General features: G+C 66.7%; 21 protein-coding genes and 1 pseudogene. 10 read left to right on the plus strand and 12 right to left on the minus strand.

Annotated features, from left to right (window positions below; genetic code table 11):
* Window positions 1-70: 70 nt before the first annotated feature.
* The 8 genes from OSH07_RS22760 to OSH07_RS22795 all read right to left on the minus strand — a co-directional run bounded on the left by OSH07_RS22760 (window position 71) and on the right by OSH07_RS22795 (window position 9,773).
* Window positions 71-919 (minus strand): ABC transporter permease, encoded by an 849-nt coding sequence (locus OSH07_RS22760; protein ID WP_266341004.1) that lies wholly within the window; start codon window positions 917-919, stop codon window positions 71-73.
* Window positions 916-1,737, minus strand: a complete 822-nt coding sequence (locus OSH07_RS22765) for an ABC transporter permease (RefSeq protein WP_266341005.1) — start codon at window positions 1,735-1,737, stop codon at window positions 916-918. Before OSH07_RS22765 ends, OSH07_RS22760 begins: the two co-directional genes overlap by 4 nt.
* Window positions 1,738-2,061: 324 nt before the next feature.
* Window positions 2,062-3,180: a polyamine ABC transporter substrate-binding protein gene (locus OSH07_RS22770; protein WP_266341006.1), complete on the minus strand. Its 1,119-nt coding sequence runs from the start codon at window positions 3,178-3,180 to the stop codon at window positions 2,062-2,064.
* The gene (locus tag OSH07_RS22775) at window positions 3,177-4,316 is read right to left on the minus strand and encodes an ABC transporter ATP-binding protein (protein WP_266341007.1); all 1,140 of its coding nucleotides are present in this window, start codon (window positions 4,314-4,316) and stop codon (window positions 3,177-3,179) included. The genes OSH07_RS22770 and OSH07_RS22775 overlap by 4 nt, the downstream gene beginning before the upstream one ends.
* Before the next feature lie 177 nt (window positions 4,317-4,493).
* Window positions 4,494-5,054 (minus strand): gluconokinase, encoded by a 561-nt coding sequence (locus tag OSH07_RS22780; protein ID WP_266341008.1) that lies wholly within the window; start codon window positions 5,052-5,054, stop codon window positions 4,494-4,496.
* Between the two features lie 135 nt (window positions 5,055-5,189).
* Window positions 5,190-6,488, minus strand: a complete 1,299-nt coding sequence (locus tag OSH07_RS22785; protein ID WP_266341009.1) for a glycoside hydrolase family 130 protein — start codon at window positions 6,486-6,488, stop codon at window positions 5,190-5,192.
* A 37-nt stretch (window positions 6,489-6,525) separates the two neighbouring features.
* Window positions 6,526-8,817 (minus strand): glycosyltransferase family 4 protein, encoded by a 2,292-nt coding sequence (locus OSH07_RS22790; protein WP_266341010.1) that lies wholly within the window; start codon window positions 8,815-8,817, stop codon window positions 6,526-6,528.
* Entirely contained in the window at window positions 8,814-9,773 is a 960-nt protein-coding gene (locus tag OSH07_RS22795) for a class I mannose-6-phosphate isomerase (RefSeq protein WP_266341011.1), read from the minus strand. Before OSH07_RS22795 ends, OSH07_RS22790 begins: the two co-directional genes overlap by 4 nt.
* A 414-nt stretch (window positions 9,774-10,187) precedes the next feature.
* Between OSH07_RS22795 and OSH07_RS22800 the strand changes: the two genes are divergently transcribed.
* From OSH07_RS22800 to OSH07_RS22835, 8 genes are all read left to right on the plus strand, one after another.
* Window positions 10,188-10,943, plus strand: a complete 756-nt coding sequence (locus OSH07_RS22800) for a FadR/GntR family transcriptional regulator (RefSeq protein ID WP_266341012.1) — start codon at window positions 10,188-10,190, stop codon at window positions 10,941-10,943.
* Between the two features lie 92 nt (window positions 10,944-11,035).
* Window positions 11,036-12,019, plus strand: coding sequence for a substrate-binding domain-containing protein (locus tag OSH07_RS22805; RefSeq protein WP_266341013.1), 984 nt, complete (start codon window positions 11,036-11,038; stop codon window positions 12,017-12,019).
* Between the two features lie 112 nt (window positions 12,020-12,131).
* Window positions 12,132-14,039 carry a sugar ABC transporter ATP-binding protein gene (locus tag OSH07_RS22810; protein WP_266341014.1) on the plus strand — a complete coding sequence of 636 codons (1,908 nt, stop codon included), beginning with the start codon at window positions 12,132-12,134 and terminating at the stop codon, window positions 14,037-14,039.
* A 17-nt stretch (window positions 14,040-14,056) separates the two neighbouring features.
* Window positions 14,057-15,034 (plus strand): ABC transporter permease, encoded by a 978-nt coding sequence (locus OSH07_RS22815; RefSeq protein WP_266341015.1) that lies wholly within the window; start codon window positions 14,057-14,059, stop codon window positions 15,032-15,034.
* Entirely contained in the window at window positions 15,031-16,968 is a 1,938-nt protein-coding gene (locus tag OSH07_RS22820; protein WP_266341016.1) for a D-apionate lactonase family protein, read from the plus strand. The genes OSH07_RS22815 and OSH07_RS22820 overlap by 4 nt, the downstream gene beginning before the upstream one ends.
* A gap of 27 nt (window positions 16,969-16,995) precedes the next feature.
* Window positions 16,996-17,985 carry a D-erythronate dehydrogenase gene (denD, locus tag OSH07_RS22825; protein WP_266341017.1) on the plus strand — a complete coding sequence of 330 codons (990 nt, stop codon included), beginning with the start codon at window positions 16,996-16,998 and terminating at the stop codon, window positions 17,983-17,985.
* A gap of 33 nt (window positions 17,986-18,018) precedes the next feature.
* Entirely contained in the window at window positions 18,019-18,786 is a 768-nt protein-coding gene (locus OSH07_RS22830) for an SDR family NAD(P)-dependent oxidoreductase (protein ID WP_266341018.1), read from the plus strand.
* Window positions 18,787-18,812: 26 nt separating this feature from the next.
* Window positions 18,813-19,559 (plus strand): SDR family oxidoreductase, encoded by a 747-nt coding sequence (locus OSH07_RS22835; protein ID WP_266341019.1) that lies wholly within the window; start codon window positions 18,813-18,815, stop codon window positions 19,557-19,559.
* A 45-nt stretch (window positions 19,560-19,604) separates the two neighbouring features.
* On the opposite strand, the gene OSH07_RS22840 is transcribed toward OSH07_RS22835, so the two are convergent.
* Entirely contained in the window at window positions 19,605-21,002 is a 1,398-nt protein-coding gene (locus OSH07_RS22840; RefSeq protein WP_266341106.1) for a S1C family serine protease, read from the minus strand.
* Window positions 21,003-21,125: 123 nt separating this feature from the next.
* Window positions 21,126-22,229: an NAD(P)/FAD-dependent oxidoreductase gene (locus OSH07_RS22845; protein WP_266341020.1), complete on the minus strand. Its 1,104-nt coding sequence runs from the start codon at window positions 22,227-22,229 to the stop codon at window positions 21,126-21,128.
* A 430-nt stretch (window positions 22,230-22,659) separates the two neighbouring features.
* Here OSH07_RS22845 and OSH07_RS24535 point away from each other — a divergent pair.
* Window positions 22,660-22,818, plus strand: a pseudogene (locus tag OSH07_RS24535) (DUF982 domain-containing protein); the annotation flags it as partial.
* Window positions 22,819-22,919: 101 nt separating this feature from the next.
* On the opposite strand, the gene OSH07_RS22850 reads toward OSH07_RS24535, so the two are convergent.
* Window positions 22,920-23,522, minus strand: coding sequence for an NAD(P)H-dependent oxidoreductase (locus OSH07_RS22850; protein WP_266341021.1), 603 nt, complete (start codon window positions 23,520-23,522; stop codon window positions 22,920-22,922).
* 131 nt (window positions 23,523-23,653) lie between these two features.
* Between OSH07_RS22850 and OSH07_RS22855 the strand changes: the two genes are divergently transcribed.
* On the plus strand, window positions 23,654-24,019 hold the full coding sequence (locus tag OSH07_RS22855; RefSeq protein ID WP_266341022.1) for a winged helix-turn-helix transcriptional regulator: 366 nt from the start codon (window positions 23,654-23,656) through the stop codon (window positions 24,017-24,019).
* Between the two features lie 271 nt (window positions 24,020-24,290).
* Here OSH07_RS22855 and ureG read toward each other — a convergent pair whose 3' ends face one another.
* Entirely contained in the window at window positions 24,291-24,926 is a 636-nt protein-coding gene (gene ureG, locus OSH07_RS22860; RefSeq protein ID WP_266341023.1) for an urease accessory protein UreG, read from the minus strand.
* Between the last annotated feature and the right edge of the window lie 36 nt (window positions 24,927-24,962).

The following is a 24,962-nucleotide window of genomic DNA, read 5'->3' on the forward strand; positions in this document are numbered from 1 at the left end:
GGCCACGTCCGGGGGGAGGAAGCTGGCCTTCACCTCTCTCTGAGGGAGAGGTGAAGAAAGCTCGTCACGCTCACCGCCCACCTCCGGATCTCACCCGCCCCGAACTCCGCGACAGCCGGAAGCAGAGCGCCGCCAGGCCGAGCAGGCTGACCGTGAACAGGAACACGACCGTCGCCGCCGCATAGACGGAGGGCGCCGGGCCATATTGCAGGCTGCCATAGAGATAGACCGGCAGCGTGTTCACGCTCGGCGTCGTCAGGAAGGCGGCGACGACGAGATTGTCGAAGCAGAAGGCATAGGACATCAGCCCGCCGGCGAGGATTGCCGGCAAAAGCTGCGGCAGCACGATGAACCAGAGCGTCTTCAGCCGCGTGCTGCCGAGATCGGCCGCGGCTTCCTCGAGCTTTGGATCGAGCGTCAGCGCCCGCGCCCGCACGATCAGCGCCGTCACGGCGATCGCCGCCGGCGTGATGCCGGCGATCAGGGTCGCGGCGCCGAGCGGGATGCCGGTGACGGCATAGAACAGGAGCAGCGACACGCCGATGACCACTTCCGGCACGATCAGCAGGATATAGGTCAGGCCCGACAGCCATTTGCGCACGTTCGGGCTCGGATGGCGCACCAGCGCATAGCCGAGCGACGCGCCCATGCCGAGCGCGATCAGCGCCGCCCAGAAGGCGACATAGAGGCTGGTCTGGACCGAGCGGCGCAGCGCCAGGTCGTTCCACGCCGCCGGATACCAGTCGAGCGTCCAGCCGGTGAATTGCGAGGTCTGCTTGCCGACGACGCCGAGATTGAACGAATAGACGATCGAGGCGGCGAGCGGCGCGAACAGGAAGAGGATGGCGAGCCCGAACCAGAGCGCCAGCCCGGCATGGGTGGCGCGCCGGCCGACGCCATCCAGCGTGCGGACGCTCATGCCGACACCTCGGCAAAGCCCTTGGTGAGGCGCGCCAGCCCGGCGACCACCACGGCGACGGCGACCAGCACCAGCACCGCCATGGCCGAGCCCAGGGCATAGTTCTGCGATTGCAGATATTGCGACGAGATCGCCTGCCCCATCAGCACGCCGCGGCTGCCGCCGAGCAGCCTCGGGATCACCATCTCGCCCAGCATCGGCACGGCGGTCAGAAGCACGGCGGTGGCGATGCCCGGTCGCGCCATCGGCAGGGTCACGGCCCAGAAGGTCTGGAACCGGCTGGCGCCGAGATCGCGGCTGGCTTCGAGCAGCGGCGCGGGGATCCGGTCGAGCACGACGAAGAGCGGTACGACGGCGATCGGCAAATAGGCATAGACCATGCCGATGAAGACGGCGGTCTTGGTATCGAGCAGGTCGAGCGGGCCGTCATGCAGATGCAGGAAATTCAGCACCATTTCGACCACGCCGCCGCGCGCCAGCAGGATCTGCCACGACATCACGCGGATCAGGAAGGAGGAGAAATACGGGATGAGGATCAGCACCAGCGCCAGGTTGCGGAAGCGCCCGGCCCGCCGCGCGATGAAATAGGCGACGGGAAAGGCGACGACGAGGCAGAGCGCCGAGGCGGTGACGGCGAACTGCACCGTGCGCAGGAAGGTCGAGAGATAGAAGCCGGACAGCGCGGTCTGGTAGTTCTTCAGCGTGAAGCCGATCTCGACCGCGCCGAACAGCGAGTTTCCGAACGAATAGACTACCGTAAAGGCGAGCGGCGCCAGGAAGAAGATGGCGAGCCAGACGGTAGGGATAGCCGCGAACAAATGGTCGGCAGCGCGCGCCGGGGGCGCGCGTTTCGGAGAGGCCCGGCCGCCGCCCGACGGGGCCGCGATCGCACTGGTTGGCTGGCTTCCGAACGTCATCCGTCTCTGTCTCGTCTCGGCTCCTTGGGGAACCTTGTCACGAAGAAGCCCCTCACCCCAACCCTCTCCCGCAAGCGGTAGAGGGGGCGGACGGAACATCGTCGCCCGATTGGCGCCATGCCGGCGGAAAAACCTCGTCCGATCGACGCCACGCCGGCCGAAAGCCCTCGCCCGCTTGCGGGAGAGGGTTGGGTGGGGGTCTTGCTTGCAGCCAGAACCCGATGATCAGCCGCCGGCGGCCGCCTGGATCTCGGTCTGGACTTCCAGATAGACGCCGATCGTCGCCGGATCGACGACGAAGGAGGTCAGCTTCGAGAAGTCGAGATCCTTGCCGCCGAAGATCAGGTCGGCGTTCTTGGTGTCGGCCGGCAGCTTCTCGCGCAGGCCGGCGAGCGCCGCCGGGAAGCCGATATACTGCGTCTCGGAAAGCTGGACGTCCGGCTCGAGCTGGTAGGCCAGGAAGTCATAGGCCTGGTCGAGGTTCGGCGCCTTGGCGGGGATGGCGTAGTTGTCGACCCAGAGCTCGCTCATCGGGCCGGGGACGACGAACTTCAGCTTCGGATTGAGGCCGATGGCGGCGCGTGCCGTGCCCTGGTTGGTCTGCGCCAGCACGATCGAGCCGTTGGCGAGCTGGTTCGGGTCGAGGCCGGCAAAGGTCTTCACATGCTTGGCGAAGGCCTTGATCTCCTCGCCGGCGGCGCGGATCTCGGCCTCGGTCGCCTTGTTCCAGTCCTTGCCATGCGTCCAGAGCGACATGCCGATGGTTTCCCAGCCGGAATCGGAGAGACGCACCTTGCCGCTGACGCCCGGCCTGGCGCCGGCATCAAGGAAGTCCTGCCAGGTCTTGATTTCGCCGCCGACCGCTTCCGGATCATAGACGACGCCGAGCACGCCCCAGTCCTTCGGGATCGAATACTTGTTGCCGGGATCGTAGTCCCTATTGAGCAGCGCCGGATCGAGCGAGCCGAAGTTCAGGCGGTTGTGGTCGATCTCCTGCAGCAGGCCGCGATCGGCCATCTGCTTGATCCAGCTCGAGCTCGGGATGACGATGTCGAAATCGGCGCCGGCCGGGCTGTTCAGCTTGGCGAACATCGTCTCGTTGGAATCATAGGAGGTGATGTTGGGCGTCACGCCCGACTTGCGGGCGTAATTGGCGAGGCTGTCGTTGGAGAAATAGTTCGGCCAGGAATAGACGTTGAGCGCGCCGCCCGCGGCAAGGGCGCGGCCCGGAAAGGCCGACTGCAGCGCGAGCGCCGCCGGCGCCGCGCCGAGCAGGCCGAGAACGGAGCGGCGGCTGAAGCCCGCGCCTCTGGAAAAGCCCTTGGGAAGCTGCTGCTTGGTCATGACGGGTTCCTTGTCAGGAGGACGGACGGAGAATCGGGCTCGTCGCGATAGGCGCGCGCGGCGGCCGGGGAGAAATCGACGGTGATCGCCTCGCCGGGGCGGAGTTCGGCGGCGGCATCCGCCGCGCCGGCACGGCGCTCGACGGATTCGAAGGCGAGGCCGCCGGCCGTCACCGCGCGCAGCCGCAGCGAAGGCCCGAGCGCGACGGCATCGACGAGGCGGGCCGGGAAATGGTTGGGGCCGGCGGGCGCATCGGCCGCAGCGCGGAGAAAGCGGGTCTCCTCCGGCCGCACGATCACCAGCGCCGGATCGCCGGGCGCAAGCGCGGGATCGACATGGGAGGCCGCGACCGGGCCGAGGTCGGACAGGAGCGCCCCGCCCTCGCCGAGCGTGGCGCGGATCTGGTTGGCGCTGCCGACGAACAGCGCCGTCCAGGCATTGACCGGCCGGTCGTAGATCGTCGCGGGATCGCCGATCTGCTCGAAGCCGCCATGGCGCATGACGGCCAGGCGGTCGGCCATGCCGAAGGCTTCTTCCTGGTCGTGCGTGATGTAGATGAAGGTGGCGCCGAGTTCGGTCTGGATGCGGCGCAGCTCGCGCTGCATTTCTTCACGCAGCTTGCGATCGAGCGCGCCGAGCGGCTCGTCGAGCAAGAGCACGGCCGGTTCGTTGGCAAGCGCGCGCGCCAGCGCCACGCGCTGCTGCATGCCGCCGGAAAGCTGGTTCGGCTTGCGGTCGCCGACATCGGAGAGGCGGACCAGTTCGAGCAGCTCGCCGGCCTTCCGGCGCCGGGCGCTGCGGCCGACGCCGCGCATCCGCGGGCCATAGGCGACGTTTTCCAGCACGCTCATATGCGGGAACAGCGCGTAGCTCTGGAACACGGTGTTGACGTCGCGCCGCTCGGCCGGCAGCGCCGTGACATCCCGACCCGAGATCCAGACAGTGCCTTCGTCCGGCGCCTCGAAGCCGCCGATGATCCGCATCGCGGTCGTCTTGCCGCTGCCGCTCGGGCCGACGATCGCCAGGAATTCGCCGCGCGGCACCTCCAGCGACAGGCCGGAGAGCACCACCTGGCCGCCAAAGCTCTTGGCGACGCCGCGAAGCGCGACTGCGATCGGTTGGGGGCTTTGCGTCATGGCGAATGCGGACCGGCAGCAAGGAAGGGCAACGGCCAGACGACCGTCGCGTGGAAACTAGTACGGGGACCAACCCGAAGAAGCGAGTTGGATTGTTCCCAAGTTTCGGCCCGCCTGAGTTTCTTGTTCCTCTTTCCGCCGAGCCGGCAAAACGTCGTCAGTTCAAGGCCTTGGTCGTCAATTCAAGGCCTTGGCGGCATCGGCCGTAAGCCGCGCCGCCGCGCCGCGCACGATCTCGGCGACCGGCACGTCGACCGCTACGGGCAGCACGTCCGGCTCCCCGGCCGTCGGTCGCTCCAGCGTCGCATACTGGCTGGCGAGCAGGCTCGGCGGCATGAAATGGCCCTTGCGCGCGCCGAGCCGGTCCTGGACCAGCGATTGCGGCGCATCGAGGAAGACGAAGCGGATCGGCTGGCCGGCGGCGTTGCGGATACGGTCGCGGTAGATCTTGCGGAGCGCCGAGCAGGCGACGACGATGCCGGCCGGGTGCGCCGCGCGGTCGGCGAGCGTGGCGCCGATCCGGTCGAGCCAGGGCCAGCGGTCGTCGTCGGCCAGCGGCGTGCCGGACGCCATCTTGGCGACGTTCTCCGGGCTGTGCAGGCCGTCGCCGTCGACGAAGTCGATGCCGAGGGCGGCGGCGAGCCCCTCGCCGACGCTCGATTTGCCGGAGCCCGACACCCCCATCACGATGATGGCCAGCCTGGTTGCCACGCCCTGTTCCGATTGCGCCGTCGCCATGAAATGCGTTCCGCCCCACCCGCTCGAGAAACAACGGGACAAGCCATAACGCGACCCGAGGGCGCGCGTCCACCGGCAGAAGGACATCGCGCGCCGCCGTTCCAGCAGGAGGAACGGGCGGCGCGCGATCCCGCGTCAGTCGCGCATTTCGCGCAGCAGAGCGTCGATCCGGATGGTGGCGAAGGCGGAGAAGGTATCCGACACCGCATAGGGCAGGACCAGCACGTCGCCATGGCGCATGGCGCCGCAGGTATAGACGACGTTCGGCACATAGCCCTCGCGCTCGGACGGCTCCGGCCGGACCAACGGCTCGCTGGAGCGGGCGAGCACCTTGGAGGGATCGTCCTTGTCGAGGAGGACGGCGCCGATCGAATATTTGCGGACCGCGCCGACGCCGTGGGTCAGCAGCAGCCAACCCTCGTCGAGCTCGATCGGCGAGCCGCAATTGCCGATCTGCACGAACTCCCAGGGAAAGCGCGGCCGCAGGATGGCGACGCCGCCGTCCCAGGCGAACAGATCGTCCGAATAGATCAGGTAGAGGTTCTCATTGTCCTGCCGGCCGATCATGGCGTAGCGGCCGTTGATCTTGCGCGGGAACAGCGCCATGCCCTTGTTGCGGGCGGCGCTGCCGCGCATCGGCGCCATCCGGAAGGTCTGGAAATCGGTCGTCTCGATCAGCTCTGAACGGATCGCGCTGCCGCTATAGGCGGTGAACGTGGCGTAGTAGGTCCGGTGCGGGCCGTCGCGGAACTCGACGAAGCGCGCATCCTCGATGCCGTTCGACTGCGACGGCGTGACCGGGAAGATCAGCCGCTCGCTGATGTCCTCGTCCGGCGAGAACGTCAGCTCGACCGCCTCGCCATCGGGCAGCGGCTCGCGCGCCAGCACCTTCGGCACCGAGGCGAGCCGGACGGCCGGATCGACATGGATCGCGCCATTGGCTCTCACCGTGCCCGTGCGGAACGTCAGCGACGAGATATGCCCCTCGCCCACCGCCCGCAGGCTGAGGATGAAGCGCTTCTCGTCCGGCGCAACGCCCAGCTGATCCGGATGCGGGACGATGCTGGGATTGAACAGAGCCGCCGCCTCGAACGAGTATTCATGCAGGAAATAGGCGCCGATCAGCTGGCGCTGGATCCGCGTGAAGACGGGGTGCGGATCGAACGCCTCCTCCATCTCGTCGCAGCGCAGCTCGAACGTCCGCAACAGGTTGCGATGACGGCCGTCGAAATTCTCCAGCACGTCGATCAGCTGGCTGGCGGCGGTTTCCGAATCGAGTCCGAGAACGCGATCGACGATGTGATTGGCCCGCGTCTTTTCCTTGGAGTTCAGATCGCGCGGCTCGGTCGCCGGCTTGAACCGCCGCACCACGACCCGGGTCGGATCGGGGCGGAGGAACAGCGCCTGGCGGCTCAGGGAACTAACGTGGGCCAATTCACCCTCGGCATGACTGGCGGAAAGGGAGTCGAGCTCAAGCACGCAGCGCTCGCAGCTCCGGTTTCGTCCGCTCGCCGCTCGCGCGGGCGAGCTGGCGCATCTCGGCCAGGCTCAGAAGATAGGACACGACGGATTCACCTCCGCGGTTTTCGTTGGCGCGATCGGGGTGCAGCCCGTCGCGACAGCTGCCGGTCTCGGGATCGACGAGCGGGATCGAAAGATCGTTCTCGCCCAGGAACCAGGCGAAGGCGCGCTGCGCCTCGAGGGTCCAGGCGCGGTCGCCCTCCGCCCGCCAGGCGGCAAGGCAGGCCGAGATCGTCGCCGTCGCCTCCAGCGGCTGCTGGTCGAAGGCGAGCGGCGGACGCCGCTTCTCGCCGAAGGTGGCGCTGCCGACCGGGCGGAAGCGCCCCTGCGGCGAAGTCTGGATGCCGACCAGCCAGCGCAACGAGCGCAGGCCCGCTTGGAGCTGCGCCGCCGATCCCCTGGCGTCGCCCGTCGCGATCAGCGCCTGCGGCAGGCGCGCATTGTCATAGGCGAGGCCGTCCTCGAACCAGGCCCACTCGCCGGTCTCGGCCTCGGCGAGAAGCGCCATCAGCCGGTCGGCGAGCAGGGTGCGATGTCGTTCGGCGATCGGGTCGCCCGGATGGGCGGCGCAATAGGGATCGAGGCCGAGCAGCGTAAAGGCCCAGGCGCGCGGCGAGCCGAAACACTCGACGGTCGGCAGCGCGGCGATAAACAGCGACGCCGCCCAGCGCCGCCGTGACGGGCTCGGATCGCTGGCCGACGCCTCGCCCAGCGCCCAGAGCGTGCGGCCGTGGCTGTCCTCCGAGCCGCGATCTTCCAGCCAGCGCCGGTCATAGCTCATGAAGTTGCGGAAATGGCGCGTGTCCGGGTTCCAGGCGTGCTGGATGAAGGCGGCGAAGCGGGCGGTCATCGTTTCGGAAAGCCGCTCCTCGCCTCGGTTCAGCGCGCAGGCGACGAGCAGCGCGCGCGCATTGTCGTCGACGCAATAGCCGTGGTGCCGGTCCGGCACCGAATGGACCGCATGCTGGATCAGCCCGATGTCGTCGCACATGGTGTGGAGATGGCCGAGCCGGATCGGCGGCAGCGTCAGGTTCGCCGACGAGAGACCGGCCGCGTCGGTGAAGGAAGGCCGCTTCAGGCTGTTGCTGCGCCGCGCGGCGTTGAAGACGGTCAGGTAGCGCTTGGCGGTATTGCCCCACATCATCGAGCGGCTGCTCGAATAAGCGCGCTTGCGCATCGCCTCGCGGCGCGGGTGGTCGGTCAGCAATTGCGCGATCGCATCGCCGGTGGCGCCGGAGTCGCCGAACGGCACAAGCATGCCGCGGCCATCAGCCAGAAGTTCGCTCGCATGCCAATAGGGTGTCGACACGACTGCCTTTCCGAGCCCGAAACTGTAGGCCAGCGTCCCGGAGGTCATCTGCGCCTCATTCAGATAGGGCGTGACGTAGACGTCGCACATGGCAATGAAGTCGAGCAGCGTGTCGCGATCGACGAACTGGTCGCGGAAGACGACATGATCCTCGACGCCGAGCTCTCGCGCCCTCTGCATCAGGCTCTCGCGATAGCGCTCGCCCTGTTCGCGCACGAGATTGGGATGGGTTGCGCCGAGCACGACATAGACGGCGTCGGGACGGCTCTCGAGGATCGCCGGCATCGCGTCGATCATCACCTCGATGCCCTTGTTCGGCGACAGCAGCCCGAAGGTCAGGATCACGGTTCGGTCGCTGAAGCCGAGCTTCGCCTTGGCGGGCGCGGGATCGACGAAATCGAAGTCGGGAATGCCGTGCGGGATCACGTCGATCTTGTCGGCCGGCACCCGGTAGACGGTGCGCAGAAGCTCCCTGCCCTTCTCCGCCATCACGACGAGTCGGGCCGACAGGTCGATGATGCGATCGAGGACGCGACGCTGCGCGCCGGTGGGCTCGGCGAGCACGGTATGCAGCGTGGTGACGACCGGCATCTCCAGCCGCGCCAGCAGCGCGGTGATGTCGCCGCCCGCCTCGCCGCCGAAAATGCCGAATTCATGCTGCAGCGAGACGACGTCGAAGCCGCCGCGATTGAGATAATCCGCCGCGGCGACATAGTCCTCGAGGCTGTTCTCGTGGATCTCGAGCGCGACAGCAGGCGGATAGTCGTAGGTCCGGCCGCAATCGGTCATGGCGAGGATGACGGCGTCAGCCGCGCCGGACGAGGCGAGCGCCTGGTGGAGGTCCGTCGTGAAGGTGGCGATCCCGCAGCGCCGTGGGAGCGAGTTGCCGATCAAGGCCACCCGCGTGGCCGCATTCCGGTCTGCCATCGTCATGAACGAACCTCCGTGAAGCGGGGCGAGGCGCCAGCCTGCCCGTTGGGGTGGGGGCCGGGCGCGCCGAAGCGGAGCGTCGCCAGGTCGAGCACGGTCTTGTCCGGCGTCTCCAGCAGGTCGCGATGGAGGTCGGGGCCGAGATAGGCGCAGAGAGCGGTCATGCCGGCATCGCCAGAACTGATCGTGCAGCGCGCATGGTCGAGATAGACCGCCTCGCCGATCGACACGCTGGTCGGGCCGACGGTCGCGTCGCCGTCGAGGCCGAGAATCCAGGTCTCGCCGGCGGCGTTCAGCACCCGCGTCGTGTCGGGCGGCAGGGTCACGCGCTCCAGCACGAAATAGGGGTTGGCGACCAGAACGGTCCGCTGCGGGCCGATCCGGTGCGGTTTCGGCTGCGGCTTCGACGGCCCGGCATGGGCGACCGCCACGCCGGCATCGACATGCAGCTCGCGCTTGCGGCCATAGTCGAACAGCCGGAAGGTGGTGTCGCTGCGCTGCTGGATCTCGGCCAGTACCAGGCCGGGGCCGATGGCGTGGATGGTGCCAGCCGGGATGAAGACAACCTCGCCGACGCGCACCGGATGCCATTGAACCAGGTCGGCGATCGAGCCGTTCTCGATCGCGGCGCGGAGTTCCTCCGGCCCCATCTCGCGCTTCAGCCCGACCGCGACGGCCGCGCCGGGATCGGCCGAGAGAATGTACCAGGCCTCGGTCTTGCCGTGCGGCTGGCCCATCTGGTGCGCATAGGCATCGTCGGGATGCACCTGGATGGAAAGCGGCTGGCTGGTGAAGAGAAGCTTCAGCAGAAGCTCGGGCACGACAGCCTTTTGATCCCTGCGCTGGAACCAGATCTCGCCGACGGCGTCCGGGTCGTCGTGGAGGTCGTTCCAGGGTCGGAGGTCGTTCCTGCCCCAGGGTTTACGGACGGTTCGCATGGATGCGTGTTCGATTGTCATGAATCGCTCCTTGATCGTGCTTTTCAGACATTCGACGGGAAGAAGGATGCGGGCTCGGCCAAGCATCGCCATCCACCGAAGACAGGGACCCAACGCGACCGGCGCGGCTCCGTTCCCGGAAAAAATCTCGCGGAAATCTTCGCTTCCGCTTTGGCGGGCGACCCAAAAATCCACCCCGGCGGCCCGTCACCGAAGCGTCGCCAAGGGTTTTCGCCGGTCGTCGCACGCGTCGCAGACGGCCGTTTGCGCGCCCGCTTTGCGGGTCCGGCCGTCACCCGCTCCGGCCGAGCGACCGCGGCCATCGCTCGGAAAGGTGGAGGAAATGACAGCGCCATCATCGGCGCTTGACTCGGGTGCCGCCACGCGATTAATGCAAACTGGTCTGCTGGTCCGATCAGTCCATTAGTAGGTGCCATGTCGGTTTCGACGAAAGTCAGTGATCCAGGGCTCATCGCCGAGCTCCCGAGCTTTCGGGAGGCGATCGTCAAGCGCCCGATCACGACCGTCATCAGCGACAAGATTGCGACCCTGATCGCCTCCGGCATCCTGCAGGTCGGCGATGCGCTGCCGAGCGAGCGGCAGCTGGCAGCGGCCCTGAACGTCAGCCGCGACGCCGTGCGCGGCGGCATCCAGATGCTGGCGGCGCGCGGCATTCTCGAGATTTCGCACGGCGCTCGCACACGGGTGCGCAGCAACGAGGTCGGGCCGGTCGCGGTCGGCTTCGCCATGGCCCGCGCCGTCAATTCCTACGACATCGAATCCGTGCATGCGGCGCGGCTGCTGGTCGACCGCCAGGTGGTGGCCGACGCGGCGCGAAACATCGACGATGCCGGCGTCGCCGTGCTGGAGGCGCTGCTGGAGGCGCAGACCGAGGCGCTCGACGATCCCGTCCGCTTCCTGATCTCCGACCGCGAGTTCCACGTCGCGCTCTATCAGGCGTCCGGCAACCCGCTGCTCGCCGACATCAGCACCGATCTCTACGCCTACATGATGCAGCACCGGCGCGAGGCGATGGCCTCCCCCGGCGCCATCGCCACCAGCTATGCCGACCACGTCGCCATCGTCGCCGCCGTCCGAGCGCGCGATCCCGACGCCGCGGCCGAGGCGTTCGCCGCCCATACCGGCCGCATCTACGCGACGACGCAGCCCTACCTCAAAGGGGGCGACTAGAGACAATCCGGGTGGCGCGACCGAGGAAACGCGACGCCCGCAGACGGATTTTTCGACGCAGCCGATCGTGGCTGACCATTGGGAGGACTACTATGGAACGCAGGACTTTTCTGAAGCTCGCGGCCGGCACGACGCTGCTCGCAGGCACCGGCATGGCCGGCATCAACGCGGCCTCCGCCGCGAGCAAGGAAATCGTCTACCTGACGCCGGGCCTCGACCTGCCCTTCTGGCGCTACCTGTCGAAGGGCATCGAGGAGACGGTGAAGGCCAAGGGCTACAATTTCCAGGCCCTCGACAGCCACAACAGCGCCGAGACCCAGCTCCGCAACGCGCAGGACTCGATCGCCCGCGGCGTCGCCGGCATCGTCATCTCGCCGACCGATTCCTCGACCGCGCCGAGCGTGCTGGCGCTGGCCCAGAAGGCCAATATCCCGGTCGTCATCGGCGACATCGGCACCAATAGCGGCGACTACGCCTCCTTCATCATTTCCGACAACTACAAGGGCGCCCACGACGTCGGCGTCGCGCTCGCCACCGCCCTGAAGGCGAAGGGCTGGGAAAGCGGCTCGGTCGGCATCGTCGCCATCTCGCAGGCCCGCAAGAACGGCCAGGCCCGCACCAAGGGCTTCCTCGACGGCCTGAAGGAAGGCGGCTTCACCGGCAAGGAAGCCGGCATGCAGCAGATGCAGAGCTACACCGCCGACGAGACCTTCAAGTTCACCCAGGACCTGCTGACCGCCAACCCGGACATGCGCGGCCTGTTCATCCAGACCGACCAGCCGGCGATCGGCGCGCTGCGCGCCATCAAGGCCGCCCGCCGCAACGGCGAAGTGCTCGTCGCGGCCTTCGACGGCATTCCGGAATTCGTCGACCTGCTGAAGTCGGGCGACCTCGTCGTCTCCGGCATGCAGCAGCCCTTCCTGATGGGCGCCACCTCGGGCGAGGCGCTGCTGAAGGTGCTCGACGGCGGCACGCCGGAGAAGGAAATCACGGTTCCGATCGTCGCCATCACCAGCACGAACATCGAGCAGGAACTGCCGACCATCCGCAAGACCGTCTTCGCCAACGAAGTCTGATCGGCCAGTCTGATCGCGACCCCGTCGCGCGGCACGCGCCGTGCGACGGGGCTCCCTGTCCTCCCGCCGCGCCGCAGCATCGCGTCGAGGCCGTCCCCAGGAGCATGATCCGTTGCAGCCCAACACTGCCCCCCTCGCGGAGACGGGCCACACCACCCTTCTCACAGCGCGGGACATCACCAAGACCTTCGACCGCACGCGGGCTCTGCAGGGTGCGAATTTCGAACTGCGCGAGGGCGAGGTGCACGGCCTGCTCGGCGCGAACGGCGCCGGCAAGTCGACGCTGTCCAAGGTCATATCCGGCCACTACACGCTCGATTCAGGCGAGCTCACCTATCGCGGCCACGAGATCCGCCTGCGTTCGACGCGCGACGCGCTCCGCATCGGCATCGGCATCGTGATGCAGGAGACGAGCCTCGTCCCCGACCTGACGGTGCTCGAAAACATCTTCCTGCCCGAGCTCGGCCGCCCCGGCCGGCTCGACTACAGCCAGTTGCGCCAGCGCGGCCAGGAGATCCTCAACGATCTCGGCCAGGGCGACAGCCTGCCCTTCGACTGGGAAGTGCGCCGCCTCTCCTCGGCGCAGAAGCAGCTGGTCGAGATCGCCAAGGCGCTCGGCGTGCGCGCCAAGCTGCTGATCTTCGACGAGCCGACCGCCTCGCTGAGCCCCGGCGAGGCCGAGCGCCTGTTCGACATCATGGCGCGCCTGCGCGACACTGGCCACGGCCTCGTCTTCGTCTCGCACCGGCTGGAAGAGGTCTTCGCCATCACCGACCGCGTCACCGTGCTGCGCGAGGGCCGCACGGTGATGAACGCCCGCGAAACCGCCTCGCTGTCGCAGGCCGAGCTGATCCGCGCCATGGTCGGCGCCGAACTCGGCGCGATCTACGAGCGCAAGGAAGGCCATACCCGCGAGAACCATGCGCCGGTGGCGCTCGAAGTCCGCAACCTGAGCTCGACGCCCGCCGTCCGCGACGTCTCCTTCAGCGTCAGGAAGGGCGAGATCCTCGGTCTCGGCGGCCTCGTCGGCGCCGGCCGCTCGGAAACCGTCGAGGCGATCTTCGGGCTCCGGCCGCGCAGCGGCGGCGAGGTGATCCTGAACGGCAAGAAGCTCCTCGCCGACAGCCCGAAGACGGCGATCCGCGCCGGCCTCGGCTTCGTCGCCGAGGATCGTCGCACGCAGAACATCGTGCCCGACCTCTCGGTCAAGGAGAACCTGCTGCTCGCCCATCTCGGCGCCCATCGCGGCTTCTTCTGCAGCTACGCCTCGCGCGAGAAGAAGGTGAAGGAGCTGCTCGCCGGCCTCGGCATGCCCGAGGACCGGCTGATGGACAGTTCGATGCTGAACTTCTCCGGCGGCATGCAGCAGAAGATCATCATCGCCCGCTGGCTGCTGCTGGAGCCGAAGGTGCTGATCCTCGACGAGCCGACCAAGGGCGTCGACATCGGCACCCGCGCCTCGATCTACGCCATGCTGCGCGACATCGCCGCCCAGGGCGTGGCGCTGGTCGTCGTCTCCTCCGACTTCGAGGAACTGCTCGGCCTGTCCGACCGCGTCGTGGTGATGAGCGACGGCCGCACCACCGCCGACCTGCCGAGCACGGTGCTCGACGAGGAGAGCCTGACGCTGCTCGCCGCGCCGCGCACCTCGATGGTGCGCAACACCGAGATGCTGAACGAGCTCGCCCGCGCCCACAACGGCGCCGGCTTCTGGGGGCTGATCGAAGGCGACCGGCTGATCTGCCTCAACGCGGTCGCCAGCAATCCGGCCCTCGACCCCGGCTTCAAGGCCGGCGAGGCGCGCGAGCTTGGCGCTACCCGCATTCCCGAGGCGCTCCGCCTGCGCGAACCGATCTTCGTGCCCGAACCCGACGGCTCGCGCACCACGCTGGTGGTGCCGATGACCAGCCCGCGCGGCCACGACCTCGGCTGGGTCGGGCTGTCGCTGCCGATAGACCGCCCGTTGCCCGCACCGGAAACGATCAAAACCCGCATCGACACCATGGCGGCAACGCTGTGAGCAAGGAAACTTCGCCCATGGTCCAAGAGACCCTTACCCGCCGGGCCCCGGCCTCGCCCATCAAGAAGATCGCGCAGCGGCTCGAAGTGCGCATGCTGCTGCTGGCGCTGCTGATCGCGGTCTGCCTGTCGCTGCTCTCGCCCTACTTCCTGACCAAGTCGAACATCTTCAACCTGCTCGACCAGTCGGTGGTGATCGGCATCGTCGCCGTCGGCATGACCTTCGTCATCCTGACCGGCGGCATCGATCTCTCGGTCGGATCGGTCGCCGGCCTCACCGGCATCATCCTCGGCCTGTCGCTGCAGCATGTGCCGATCGTGCCGGCGATCGCCATCGCCGTCGTCGCCGGCGGCTTCATCGGCCTGATCTCCGGCACGCTGATCACGGTGTTCGGGCTGGCGCCCTTCGTCGTGACGCTCGGCGTCATGGCGATCGGCCGCAGCCTCGCCTACATCTTCTCCGGCCAGACGGCGATCTCCAACATCCCGATGGGCATGCAGGACATCGTCTACACCAACGTGCTGGGCATCCCGTCCAACGTGCTGTTCCTGATCGTGCTCTATCTCGCCGCCTGGGCCTATCTGACCTACACCAAGGGCGGCCGCACCATCTACGCCGTCGGCTCCAACAAGGAAGCCGCCCGCGCCGCCGGTCTCAACACCACCTTCTATTCGATCCTGCCCTATGTGCTCTCCGGCGCCTTCGCGGCGGTCGCCATCACCTTTTCGATCAGCCAGCTGCTTTCCGCCGATCCGCTGATGGGCAACGGGATGGAGCTGGACGCGATCGCCGCGGTCGTCATCGGCGGCGCCAGCCTGTTCGGCGGCCGCGGCTCGATGTTCGGCACGCTGATCGGCGTCCTGATCATGGTGATGATCCGCAACGGGTTGAACCTGATGGGCGTCTCGCCCTTCTGGCAGGGCACCGCGATCGGCACCATCATCATCCTCGCCCTTCTGGTCGAGCGTCTGGTTTCCTCGAGGGTCAGCCGATGAGCAACGCCCCCTCTCTCGCCGTCCGGCTCTTCGGCACCGACGAACCCGTCGCGCCGCTCCGCATCCTGAGGGCGGGGGCGCTCACCGCCGAGCTCGACACCGGCAATCTGCGGCACATCCGCTATGCCGGCGTCGAGATCGTCCGCGCCATCTCCTTCATCGTGCGCGACCGGAACTGGGGCACCTACAATCCGGTGATCTCGGACCTCGTCGTCGACGAACGCGCCGACGGCTTCACCGTCACCTACAAGGCGCTGGCGCTCGACGACAACCAGGCCTTCCGCTACTCCGCCCGCATCGAAGGATCTGCCGACGGCAAGCTCGCCTTTACCGCCGAGGGCAGCGCGGAAAATGCCTTCCTGACTAACCGCACCGGCTTTGTCGTGCTGCATCCGATCGCCGGCGTCTCCGGCCATCCGGTGACGATCGAGCATGTCGACGGCTCCATCGTCGAAAGCCGCTTCCCCGACATCATCAACCCGATCCAGCCGATGATGGAGCTGCGCGCGCTGACGCATGAGGCGGCGCCGGGGCTGAAGGTCACCTGCCGGATGGAGGGCGACACCTACGAGATGGAGGACCAGCGCAACTGGACCGACGCCTCGTACAAGACCTATGTCCGCCCGCTGGCGCTGCCCTGGCCCTACACGCTGCCGCCGGAAGAGCGCATCGAGCAGGCCGTGCGGCTGACCGTCACCGGCACACTCGCCGCCGCCGCAAGCGGAGCGACCGCCGGCACGGTAACGCTCGGCGAGCGCATCGGAACGGCGCCGCCGCTCGGCCTCGGTCTCGACCCCACGGAGACCGCCGACACGATCGCCCAGAGCGACCGGCTGCGCCGCGTCGGGGCCAGGGTGCTTGTCGGCTACTACGATCCGTCGCTCGGCCATGACGAGGCGACTCTCGCCGGCATCGTCGAGGCGGCGCGCGCGCTCGACGCCGAACCCTGGCTCGAGGCCGTGGTGCAATCGGTCGACGGCTTCGCGGCCGAAATCGCCGCGCTCGGCAAGACCGTTGCCGGCCTCGGCTCACCGTTCAAGACCGTGCTGCTCTCGCCGCTGCCGGATTTGAAATGCACCCTGCCCGGCAGCGTCTGGCCGCCCGCCCCGCCGCCGCGCGATTTCTTCGAGGTCGCCCGCAGGGCCTTCCCGAACGCCCGCATCGGCGGCGGCATGTTCAGCCTCTTCACCGAGATGAACCGCAAGCGGCCGCCGGTCGACCTCATAGACCTCGTCTCGTTCACGACGACGGCGATGCTGCATGCCGGCGACGACATCTCGGTCACCGAGACACTGGAAACGCTGCCCTCGGTCGCGCTCTCCGCCTCGGCGATCGCCGGCGACAAGCCCTATGCGGTCGGCCCGAGCGCCATCGGCATGCGCATGAACCCCTATGGCGAAGCCCCCTTCGCCAACCCGAAGAACATCCGCCAGGCGATCAACTTCAACGATCCGCGCCAGCGCGGCCTGCTCGGCGCCGCCTGGGCGCTCGGCTTCTTCGCCCGCTTCGCGGCCGGCGGCGCCTCGACGATCACGCTCGGCGGCACCACCGGCGCCTTCGGCCTTGTCTCCGTGCGGCACGACTGGCCGCAGCCCTATTTCGACGAGGCCGGCGGCGTCTTCCCCGCCTACCACGTGCTGCGCGGCATGGCCCGGCTGACGGGTCTGCCGCTCAGGGCGGTGACGACGCCGGACACGATCGAGGCGATCGCCGCCGAGACGGGGGATGGCGTCGAACTCTGGCTTGCCAACCGCACGGGCACGGAACAGTCTGTCGCCCTGCCCGGCGCGCCGCGCGACCTGTTCCTGCTCGACGCCGACAGTTTTGTCGCTGCAACGCGGGATCCGGATGCCATCGACACGCTTGCCAAACCTTTCGACAACAGCACGCTCGTGCTGACGCCATACGCGGTAGCTCGTCTCCGACTGTCCTGATATCGTTCTATTATTCGAGGTTGTACTATGCATATCCTTATCATCGGCGCGGCTGGCATGGTCGGCCGCAAGCTGACGGAAAAGCTCGTCGCGGACGGTCATCTGGGCGGCAAGGAGATCAGCCGCTTCACGCTCGCCGACGTCGTCGCCCCGGATGCGCCCAAGGGCTTCACCGGTCCGGTCGATGCGCTGACGATCGACCTCTCGGCGCCGGAAGCCTCGCAGACGCTGATCGCCAATCGGCCCGACGTGATCTTCCATCTCGCGGCCATCGTTTCCGGCGAGGCCGAGGCTGATTTCGACAAGGGCTACCGCATCAATTTCGACGGCACCCGCTACCTGTTCGACACGATCCGCCTCGAAAACGCGAAGAGCGGCTACAAGCCGCGCGTCGTCTTCACCTCGTCGATCGCCGTGTTCGGCGCGCCGTTCCCGGACAAGATCGGCGACGAGTTCTTCGAGACGCCGCTGACCAGCTACGGCACCCAGAAGGCGATCGGCGAACTGCTGCTCGCCGACTATTCGCGCCGCGGCTTCTTCGACGGCATCGGCATCCGCCTGCCGACGATCTGCATTCGTCCCGGCAAGCCGAACAAGGCCGCCTCTGGCTTCTTCTCCAACATCCTGCGCGAGCCGCTGGTCGGCCAGGAAGCCGTGCTGCCGGTCTCGCCGGACGTGCGCCACTGGTTTGCAAGCCCGCGCTCGGCGGTCGGCTTCCTCGTCCATGCAGGCACGCTCGACCTCGACAAGGTCGGCCCGCGCCGCACGCTGAACATGCCGGGCCTCTCGGCGACGGTCGGCGAGGAGATCGAGGCGCTGCGCCAGGTCGCCGGCGACAAGGCCGTCAAGCTGATCCGCCACGAGAAAGACGAGACCATCGACCGCATCGTCGCCGGCTGGGCCCGCGATTTCGACACGAGCCGCGCCCTGTCTCTCGGCTTCAAGGCCGAGACCTCGTTCGACCAGATCATCCGCGCCCATGTCGAGGATGAACTCGGCGGCAAGATCGGCGGCTGAGCCACTCCTGACCTGCAAACGGAAGAACGACCGATGGCGAGCGATCCCTTCTCCTTGACCGGCCGCGTCGCCGCGGTCACCGGCGGCGGCTCCGGCATTGGCCTGGCGGGGGCGCAGGCGCTCGCCAGGGCCGGCGCCCGGGTCGTCCTTCTCGACCGCAATCCGGTGGCGGACGATGTCCTCGCCACCCTTGGCACGGCGGCGGAGCATTTCACCGTCGTCGCCGACGTCGCCGACGAGGCGAGCCTCGAAGCGGCCTTCGATGCGGTGATCGCCCGCGCCGGCGGCATCGACATCCTCGTCAACAGCGCCGGCACGGCGATCCGCCGCCCGGCGGTGGAAGTTTCGGTCGCCGACTGGGACACGGTGGTGAACGTCAACATGACGGGCACCTTCCTCGCCTCGCGCATCGCCGCGCGTCACATGATCGCCGCCGGCACCAAGGGCGCGATCGTCAACGTCTCGTCGATCATGGGTTTCTCCGGCGGCGGGCTCTACCCCAACATCTCCTACCAGACGACCAAGGGCGCGATCGTCAACATGACCCGCGCGCTCGCCGTCGAATGGGCGCCGAACGGCATCCGCGTCAACGCCGTGGCGCCGACCTATGTGCGCACGCCCTTCATCGCCGGCCTGGTCGCCGACCCGGAACTGGTCGCCCGCATCGAGGCGATGACGCCGCTCCGCCGCCTCGCCGACCCGGAGGAGGTCGCGAGCGCGATCCTGTTCCTGGCGAGCCCCGGCGCCTCGATGATCACGGGCCATACGCTGCCGGTCGACGGCGGCTTCCTCGCCCAATAACGAACGATATCCCGGAAGGAAAACGCATGTCTGACAGCAAGATCGCCCTGGTCACGGGCGCCGGCACCGGCATCGGCAAGGCCGTCGCGCTGGCGCTGGTCGCCGCCGGCTACACCACCGTCATCACCGGCCGCCGCCCCGAGCCGCTCGAGGAAGTCGTGCAGGAATCGGGCGGCAAGGCCGTCGCGCTGCCGGCCGACATCACCGACGAGGCCTCGGTCGCCGCCCTCTTCGGCGAGATCAAGAAGCGCTTCGGCCGCCTCGACGTGCTGTTCAACAATGCCGGCGTCAACGCGCCGCCGGTCAATATCGAGGACCTCGACGTCGCCAAGTGGAAGGCCGTGATCGACACCAACGTCACCGGCGTCTTCCTCTGCACCCAGGCCGCCTTCCGCATCATGAAGGACCAGGACCCGATGGGCGGCCGCATCATCAACAACGGCTCGATCTCGGCCGTGATGCCGCGCCCGAACTCGGCCCCCTACACCGCCTCGAAGCACGCCGTGCTCGGCCTGACCCGCTCGACCGCGCTCGACGGCCGCAAGTACAACATCGCCTGCGGCCAGATCGACATCGGCAACACCGAGACGCCGATGGCGAGCCAGATGAAGAAGGGCGTGCTGCAGCCGGACCTGTCGATCAAGGTCGAGCCGACCTTCGACGTGCAGCATGTCGCCGACGCGGTCGTGCACATGGCCAACCTGCCGCTCGACGCCAACGTCCTGCAGATGACGATCATGGCCACCAAGATGCCGCTCGTCGGCCGCGGCTGATCGAGCTTCGCTCGCAAATGACGGTTCCGGCCAAGGCCGGGACCGTCATCCCGCCTCGGCGCAGACGATCTGGACGGTGAACTCCCGCCCCCTGGCGGCGATATCCGATGCCGGCATCTTCACCCCGCTACCGCCAGCGGAATTCGGCTCGATGCCATTGGCGCGCAGGAAGCTCATCACGAAATCGGAACGGATGGCAAAGTTCACGTTCTGCGGAAGGCTTCCCGAGTTCTTCAGCATGTTGATGTCGTTGAGGCGCGCCGTGACGACGCCGGCGACGGTGCCGAACTCGTCCATCAAGGGCCCGCCGGAATTGCCTGGCTGCACGGCCGCGGTCACCTGAATGTAGCGGCTGTCGTTCTGGATGCCGGCCAGCGAGCTCACCAGGCCGTTGGTGAAGTTCAAGCCATTGTCGAGCGTCCCGGCATAGGGATAGCCAAGCGCGTACACCGCCTCGCCGAGCTGGATCGGGCTGGCGCGAAACTGCACCGAGCGCCCCTGCCCGGCCGTGCGCAACAGCGCCAGATCGTTGCTGACGTCCCGCGCCAGAATGGTGGCAGAACCGACCTTGAGCACGTCGATCGACGTGCAGTTCTCGACGACATGGTTGTTGGTAACGACCAGCCCATCATCCTTGACGAAGAAGCCCGAGCCCGTGCTGACGCCGCCGCGCGACGGCTCCGGCTGGGCAGGCGCGGGCGGCGGAACAGCGGCGACCTGGGCCGGCATCGGCTCGCTCCGATCTTCCGCGATCGGCGAGGCTTCCGGCTTCACGCCCGGGAAGAAGGTGTTGGACATCAGGACGGCGAGCCGGTCGCCGACGCCCATGCGGGTCGGATCCCAGGCCAGCGTGAAACCGACCAGATAGCCCCGGTCATAGGCGAATTTCGTATAGTAGTCGCGCGAACCGAGCGTGCCGGAGACGACGAAGAAGTCGCTGCGCAGGACCTTGTACTTCACCGCGCGCCGGCCGCCCGTCTTGGCGAGCTTGGCATAAAGCGCCGCGAGGGAGCTTTCGCCCGGCGCGTAGACAGAAAGATCGACTGCAACCGAACTGTCGGCTGCTTCATAGGCGCGGCCGCGCGCGGTTGGTTGCGCATAGCCGACGAGATTGAAGGGCAGATAGAGCACGCCGCGCCCCATCGGCATTTCGCTGCTCTGCAGGCCCCAGTTGCGCCAGACCTGGAAGCCGACCCGATGCAGGCTTTCCGTCTGGCTCGGGGTCAGGATGCCAGTCGCAGGCGCACCGAGACTGGCCTGATATTCGAGAATGCCGCGATAGATCCGCCTGTTCAGCTCTCCACTCACCATGCCGTTGTAGTGACCAATGGTGACCAGCATCAGCGGGATGGTCAGCCTGGAACTACTGTCCAGCCGCTCAAACGCGATCTTGGCGTCGAAATAGTCAGCGGCTCGGGAGGACGCCGGCGCCAGAAGCACCATGACCAGCAAGAAGAGAAAGCAACGCCGCACAATGCCCAGCCCGGAAAGGCCGCCCCCCCGGACGACAAGAGCCATACCCTAGGAGATTGCCGAGCCGAGTTCCAGTCGCGCGGCGATTGTCCCCTACCCCGCCGCGCGTTGCGCGACGTGGTCGGCCAGCGCCAGCGACGCCGTCAGGCCGGGGGATTCGATGCCGAACAGGTTGATCAGGCCGGGGACGCCATGGACCGAGGCGTCCTGGACGACGAAATCCTGGCCCGGCGCGCCCTTCGGCACGATCTTCGGACGGATGCCGGCATAGCCCGGCTGCAGCCGGTCGGCGGAGACGTCCGGCCAGTAGCGTTTCACCGCCTCGACAAAGAGCGGGATGCGCGAGGCGTCGACGTCGTAGTTGATCTCGTCGATCCATTCGACATCCGGACCGAAGCGCGCCTGGCCGCCCATGTCGAGGGTGAGATGGGTACCGAGGCCGCCCGGCACCGGCACGGGATAGATCAGCCGCGAGAAGGGCGAGCGGCCCGAGAGGGTGAAATAATTGCCCTTGGCGTAATATTCGGTCGGGATATGGGCGGGATCGAGCCCCTCGATCGTGCGCGCCACGGCGGAGGCGAACAGGCCGGCCGAATTGACGAGCAGCCGGGTCTTCAGCTGCATCGGCTCGGCGCCGCCGATCGACAGCACGATGCCGTCGCCGTCCGGCCTGGCGGAAAGAAGCGGGCTGGAGAACACCACCATGCCGCCCGCCGCCTCGACGTCGCCATGCAGCGCCAGCATGTAGGCGTGGCTGTCGATGATGCCGGTCGAGGGCGACAGCAGCGCGCCGGCGCAGGCAAGATTGGGCTCGAGCGCGATGGCCTCGGCCTGCGACAGCTCGCGCATGTCGAGCACGCCATTGGCGGCGGCCTTCGCCGCGATGGCGCCGAGCCGGTCGCGCTCCGCCGCGTCGGCGGCGACAATCAGCTTGCCGCAGTTGGAATGGGGCACGCCGCGCTCGGCGCAATAATCATAGAGCGCCAGCTTGCCGGCGACGCAGAACTTCGCCATCAGGCTGCCCGGCGCGTAGTAGATGCCGGCATGGATGACTTCGCTGTTGCGCGACGAGGTCTGGGTGCCGATGGCGTCCTCGGCCTCGATCAGCAGCACCTCGCGGCCGGAAAGCGCCAGCGCCCGCGCCACGGCGAGGCCGACCACACCGGCGCCGACGACGACGCATTCGATTTCATCCATCAGAGCACCCACGAAGCCGCACCAGACGGCGCCGACCGAGTCGGCGCGCCCTGCGGTCTATAAAGCAAGATTTCCGAGAGTGGAATGTTACACTCCGCTTGAGACCGAGGGACCTGGGCTCTCGAACGAAATCCGGTCCACGGGCGAGGGGCAGCAGGTTCCAATCCCGCCACCACGACCGTCTATCTAATTGAAATAGTTTAGAAATATTATTTCTCCCCTGTGGGGGACGGGTTAGGCCCGCAATGATATGCGCAACGAAATGCGCCTCCCTCACCTGCCGTTTCCTATATCGTTGCATCGAGCCATTGCGTTCGGCATTGCTGATCGGCCGCCCTGCTTGGCCGCGGATGAAGCATACTTTCGAGTTGGTGTTCGTCTGGGAAGGTCTGGGAACGCGCGGGGGTATCGGTGACGTCGTCGAGCGGCCGAGTGGCTAACTGACCACTGGCCGCCAGGCTTTCGTGGCGCCCACGTCGAAGCCATGCAGATGTGCATGCGGGCGCTGAAAGGCGAGGCACTGGATAGCGACGTGAGGCACATGTTCGTCAAGGCGGCGCGAGAAGCCGGTATTTTGGCGCTGGACTAGTCGCCTACCGCTGGTTGTGACTTCACCGAAACCTTCCCGACTCGGAAGGCGCATCCGCTCGCAACAGTTTCGTGCCGCGACTGTCGGCTCACATTCAAGACTTATTCAGACGAAATATATCTTCTGAATATTTCTTTCAGGTGAGCATCAAAACGTTGGAAGTCACTCTCGATTTCAGGGTTCTTCATCACGTCGTAGGCCATGAACGACGGAAGCTGCTGTAGACCAATCCACTTGAAGTTGAGGTGCATTGGACGAAGCAAATCATCCTCGCTCATCCCTGCGAAGAAGCTCTCGGCCGGGTCGTTAAATGATTCCTTAGGTGCATTGCCTGTGAGCGAGATCATGTATCGTCCCGTCAGCTTGCCACCGAGTCCATAGTTTTTCTTCGGCGCCGCAGACGTGCGACCGTCGCCACTCGATAGCGGCCCCATCATGCCAGCCATCCAGACCTCGTCGACGTACTTCTTGAAGGCCCATGGCGCCCCCATCCAGTTGATTGGCATTTGCAGAAAAACAACGTCAGCCTTCTGGAACTTCAGGATTTCCTCACGGACATCGTACCCCGACGCGATTGTGGTGGTCTGGACCTCATAGCCCTCGCCCACGAAGAAGCCTGAAGCGCGGTCTGCGAAAGCTGCATTGAGCGCTCCGGGGGAGCCGAAAGAAGGGCCGTGGCCGTTGATGATGAAAACGCTTGGCAATTTTCTGTTCCGTATTTTCTAGGCTCATGGCAGCGGCAATCGCGGCCTTGTTGTGCGCCCCTAGGTATATGCTGTAGACCTAGTGTCAATTAGGCACCTTGAATCGCCTAAGTAGGTCGGAGTATACCGCCATGACGGAATGCGTATATTTTTCAGCAGATTGCCCCAGCAGGGCCCTGTTCGATCAGATTACTGATAAATGGTCGATGATGGTTCTCACTGTCTTGGATAGTGGGCCCATGCGCTTCAACGCTATTAAGCGTCAGTTGGATGGCGTCACCCAAAAGGCACTTACTCAATGTCTTCGTCGGCTCGAAGCCAACGGCGTTCTAATCCGCAGGGTTTTGCCCGTTTCCCCAGTCGCGGTTGAGTACGAGCTAACGGGTCTTGGGCGTTCACTGCAGAAGCCGCTGATGGCCCTGCATCACTGGACCATCGTCAATCTGGAAGAAGTTCAGGCGGCTAGATCAAAACATGAGCCGCTGCAGGTTGCCTGAGGCTTTGCACGCGGAGTTCAAACCTCTGTCCGATATTGGACTGAGCGCAACGGTGCCGGGGGCTACGCCTCTGAACGGCCCCTAGGGACTCGCACCCGGCAGAGACCTCGCAATGAAATAGCATTGCAGAGCGTGAATATAACCGGAACTCTTGAAACCGAAAATGGCAAGATCCTGCCATTTCCCTGATAAGCCCCCCTCGTTCGGGACGAGGGGCCGCAGGTTCCAATCCTGCTTTTCCGACCACAGGGGGAACGGCCGACCGGCGCCCTCACGCGCTCTTGCGGGCGTCCATGCGCAGGCCGCCATGCTCGACGATGTAATCGACGACGCGGTCGAGGCCCTTGCCGCGGATCAAATCGGTGAAGCCGAACGGACGCGCGCCGCGCATGCGCTTCGCATCGGTCTCCATCACGTCGAGATCGACATTCACATAGGGCGCGAGGTCGCTCTTGTTGATGACGAGGAAGTCGGAGCGGGTGATGCCGGGGCCGCCCTTGCGCGGGATTTCTTCGCCCTGGCAGACGGAGATGACGTAGATCGTCAGATCGGCGAGATCGGGCGAGAAGGTGGCGGCCAGATTGTCGCCGCCCGACTCGATGAAGACGATGTCGAGATCCGGGATCCGGCGCCGCAACTCGGCGATCGCCTGCAGGTTGATGGAGGCGTCCTCGCGGATCGCCGTGTGCGGGCAGCCGCCGGTCTCGACTCCCATGATGCGATCCTCGGACAGCGCCTGCCGGCGCGCCAGGATCATGGCGTCTTCCTGGGTGTATATGTCGTTGGTGATGACGCCGATGGAGAATTCCTCGCGCATCGCCTTGCAAAGCTTCTCGGTCAGCATCGTCTTGCCCGAGCCGACGGGGCCGCCGATGCCGACGCGAAGGGGTCCGTTCTTCGATGTCATGAGAGATAGCCTCGTCCTGCTGGATCGCGCGGCCGC

The sequence above is a fragment of the Kaistia nematophila genome, assembly GCF_026343855.1.
Taxonomy (GTDB): Bacteria; Pseudomonadota; Alphaproteobacteria; order Rhizobiales; family Kaistiaceae; genus Kaistia; species Kaistia nematophila.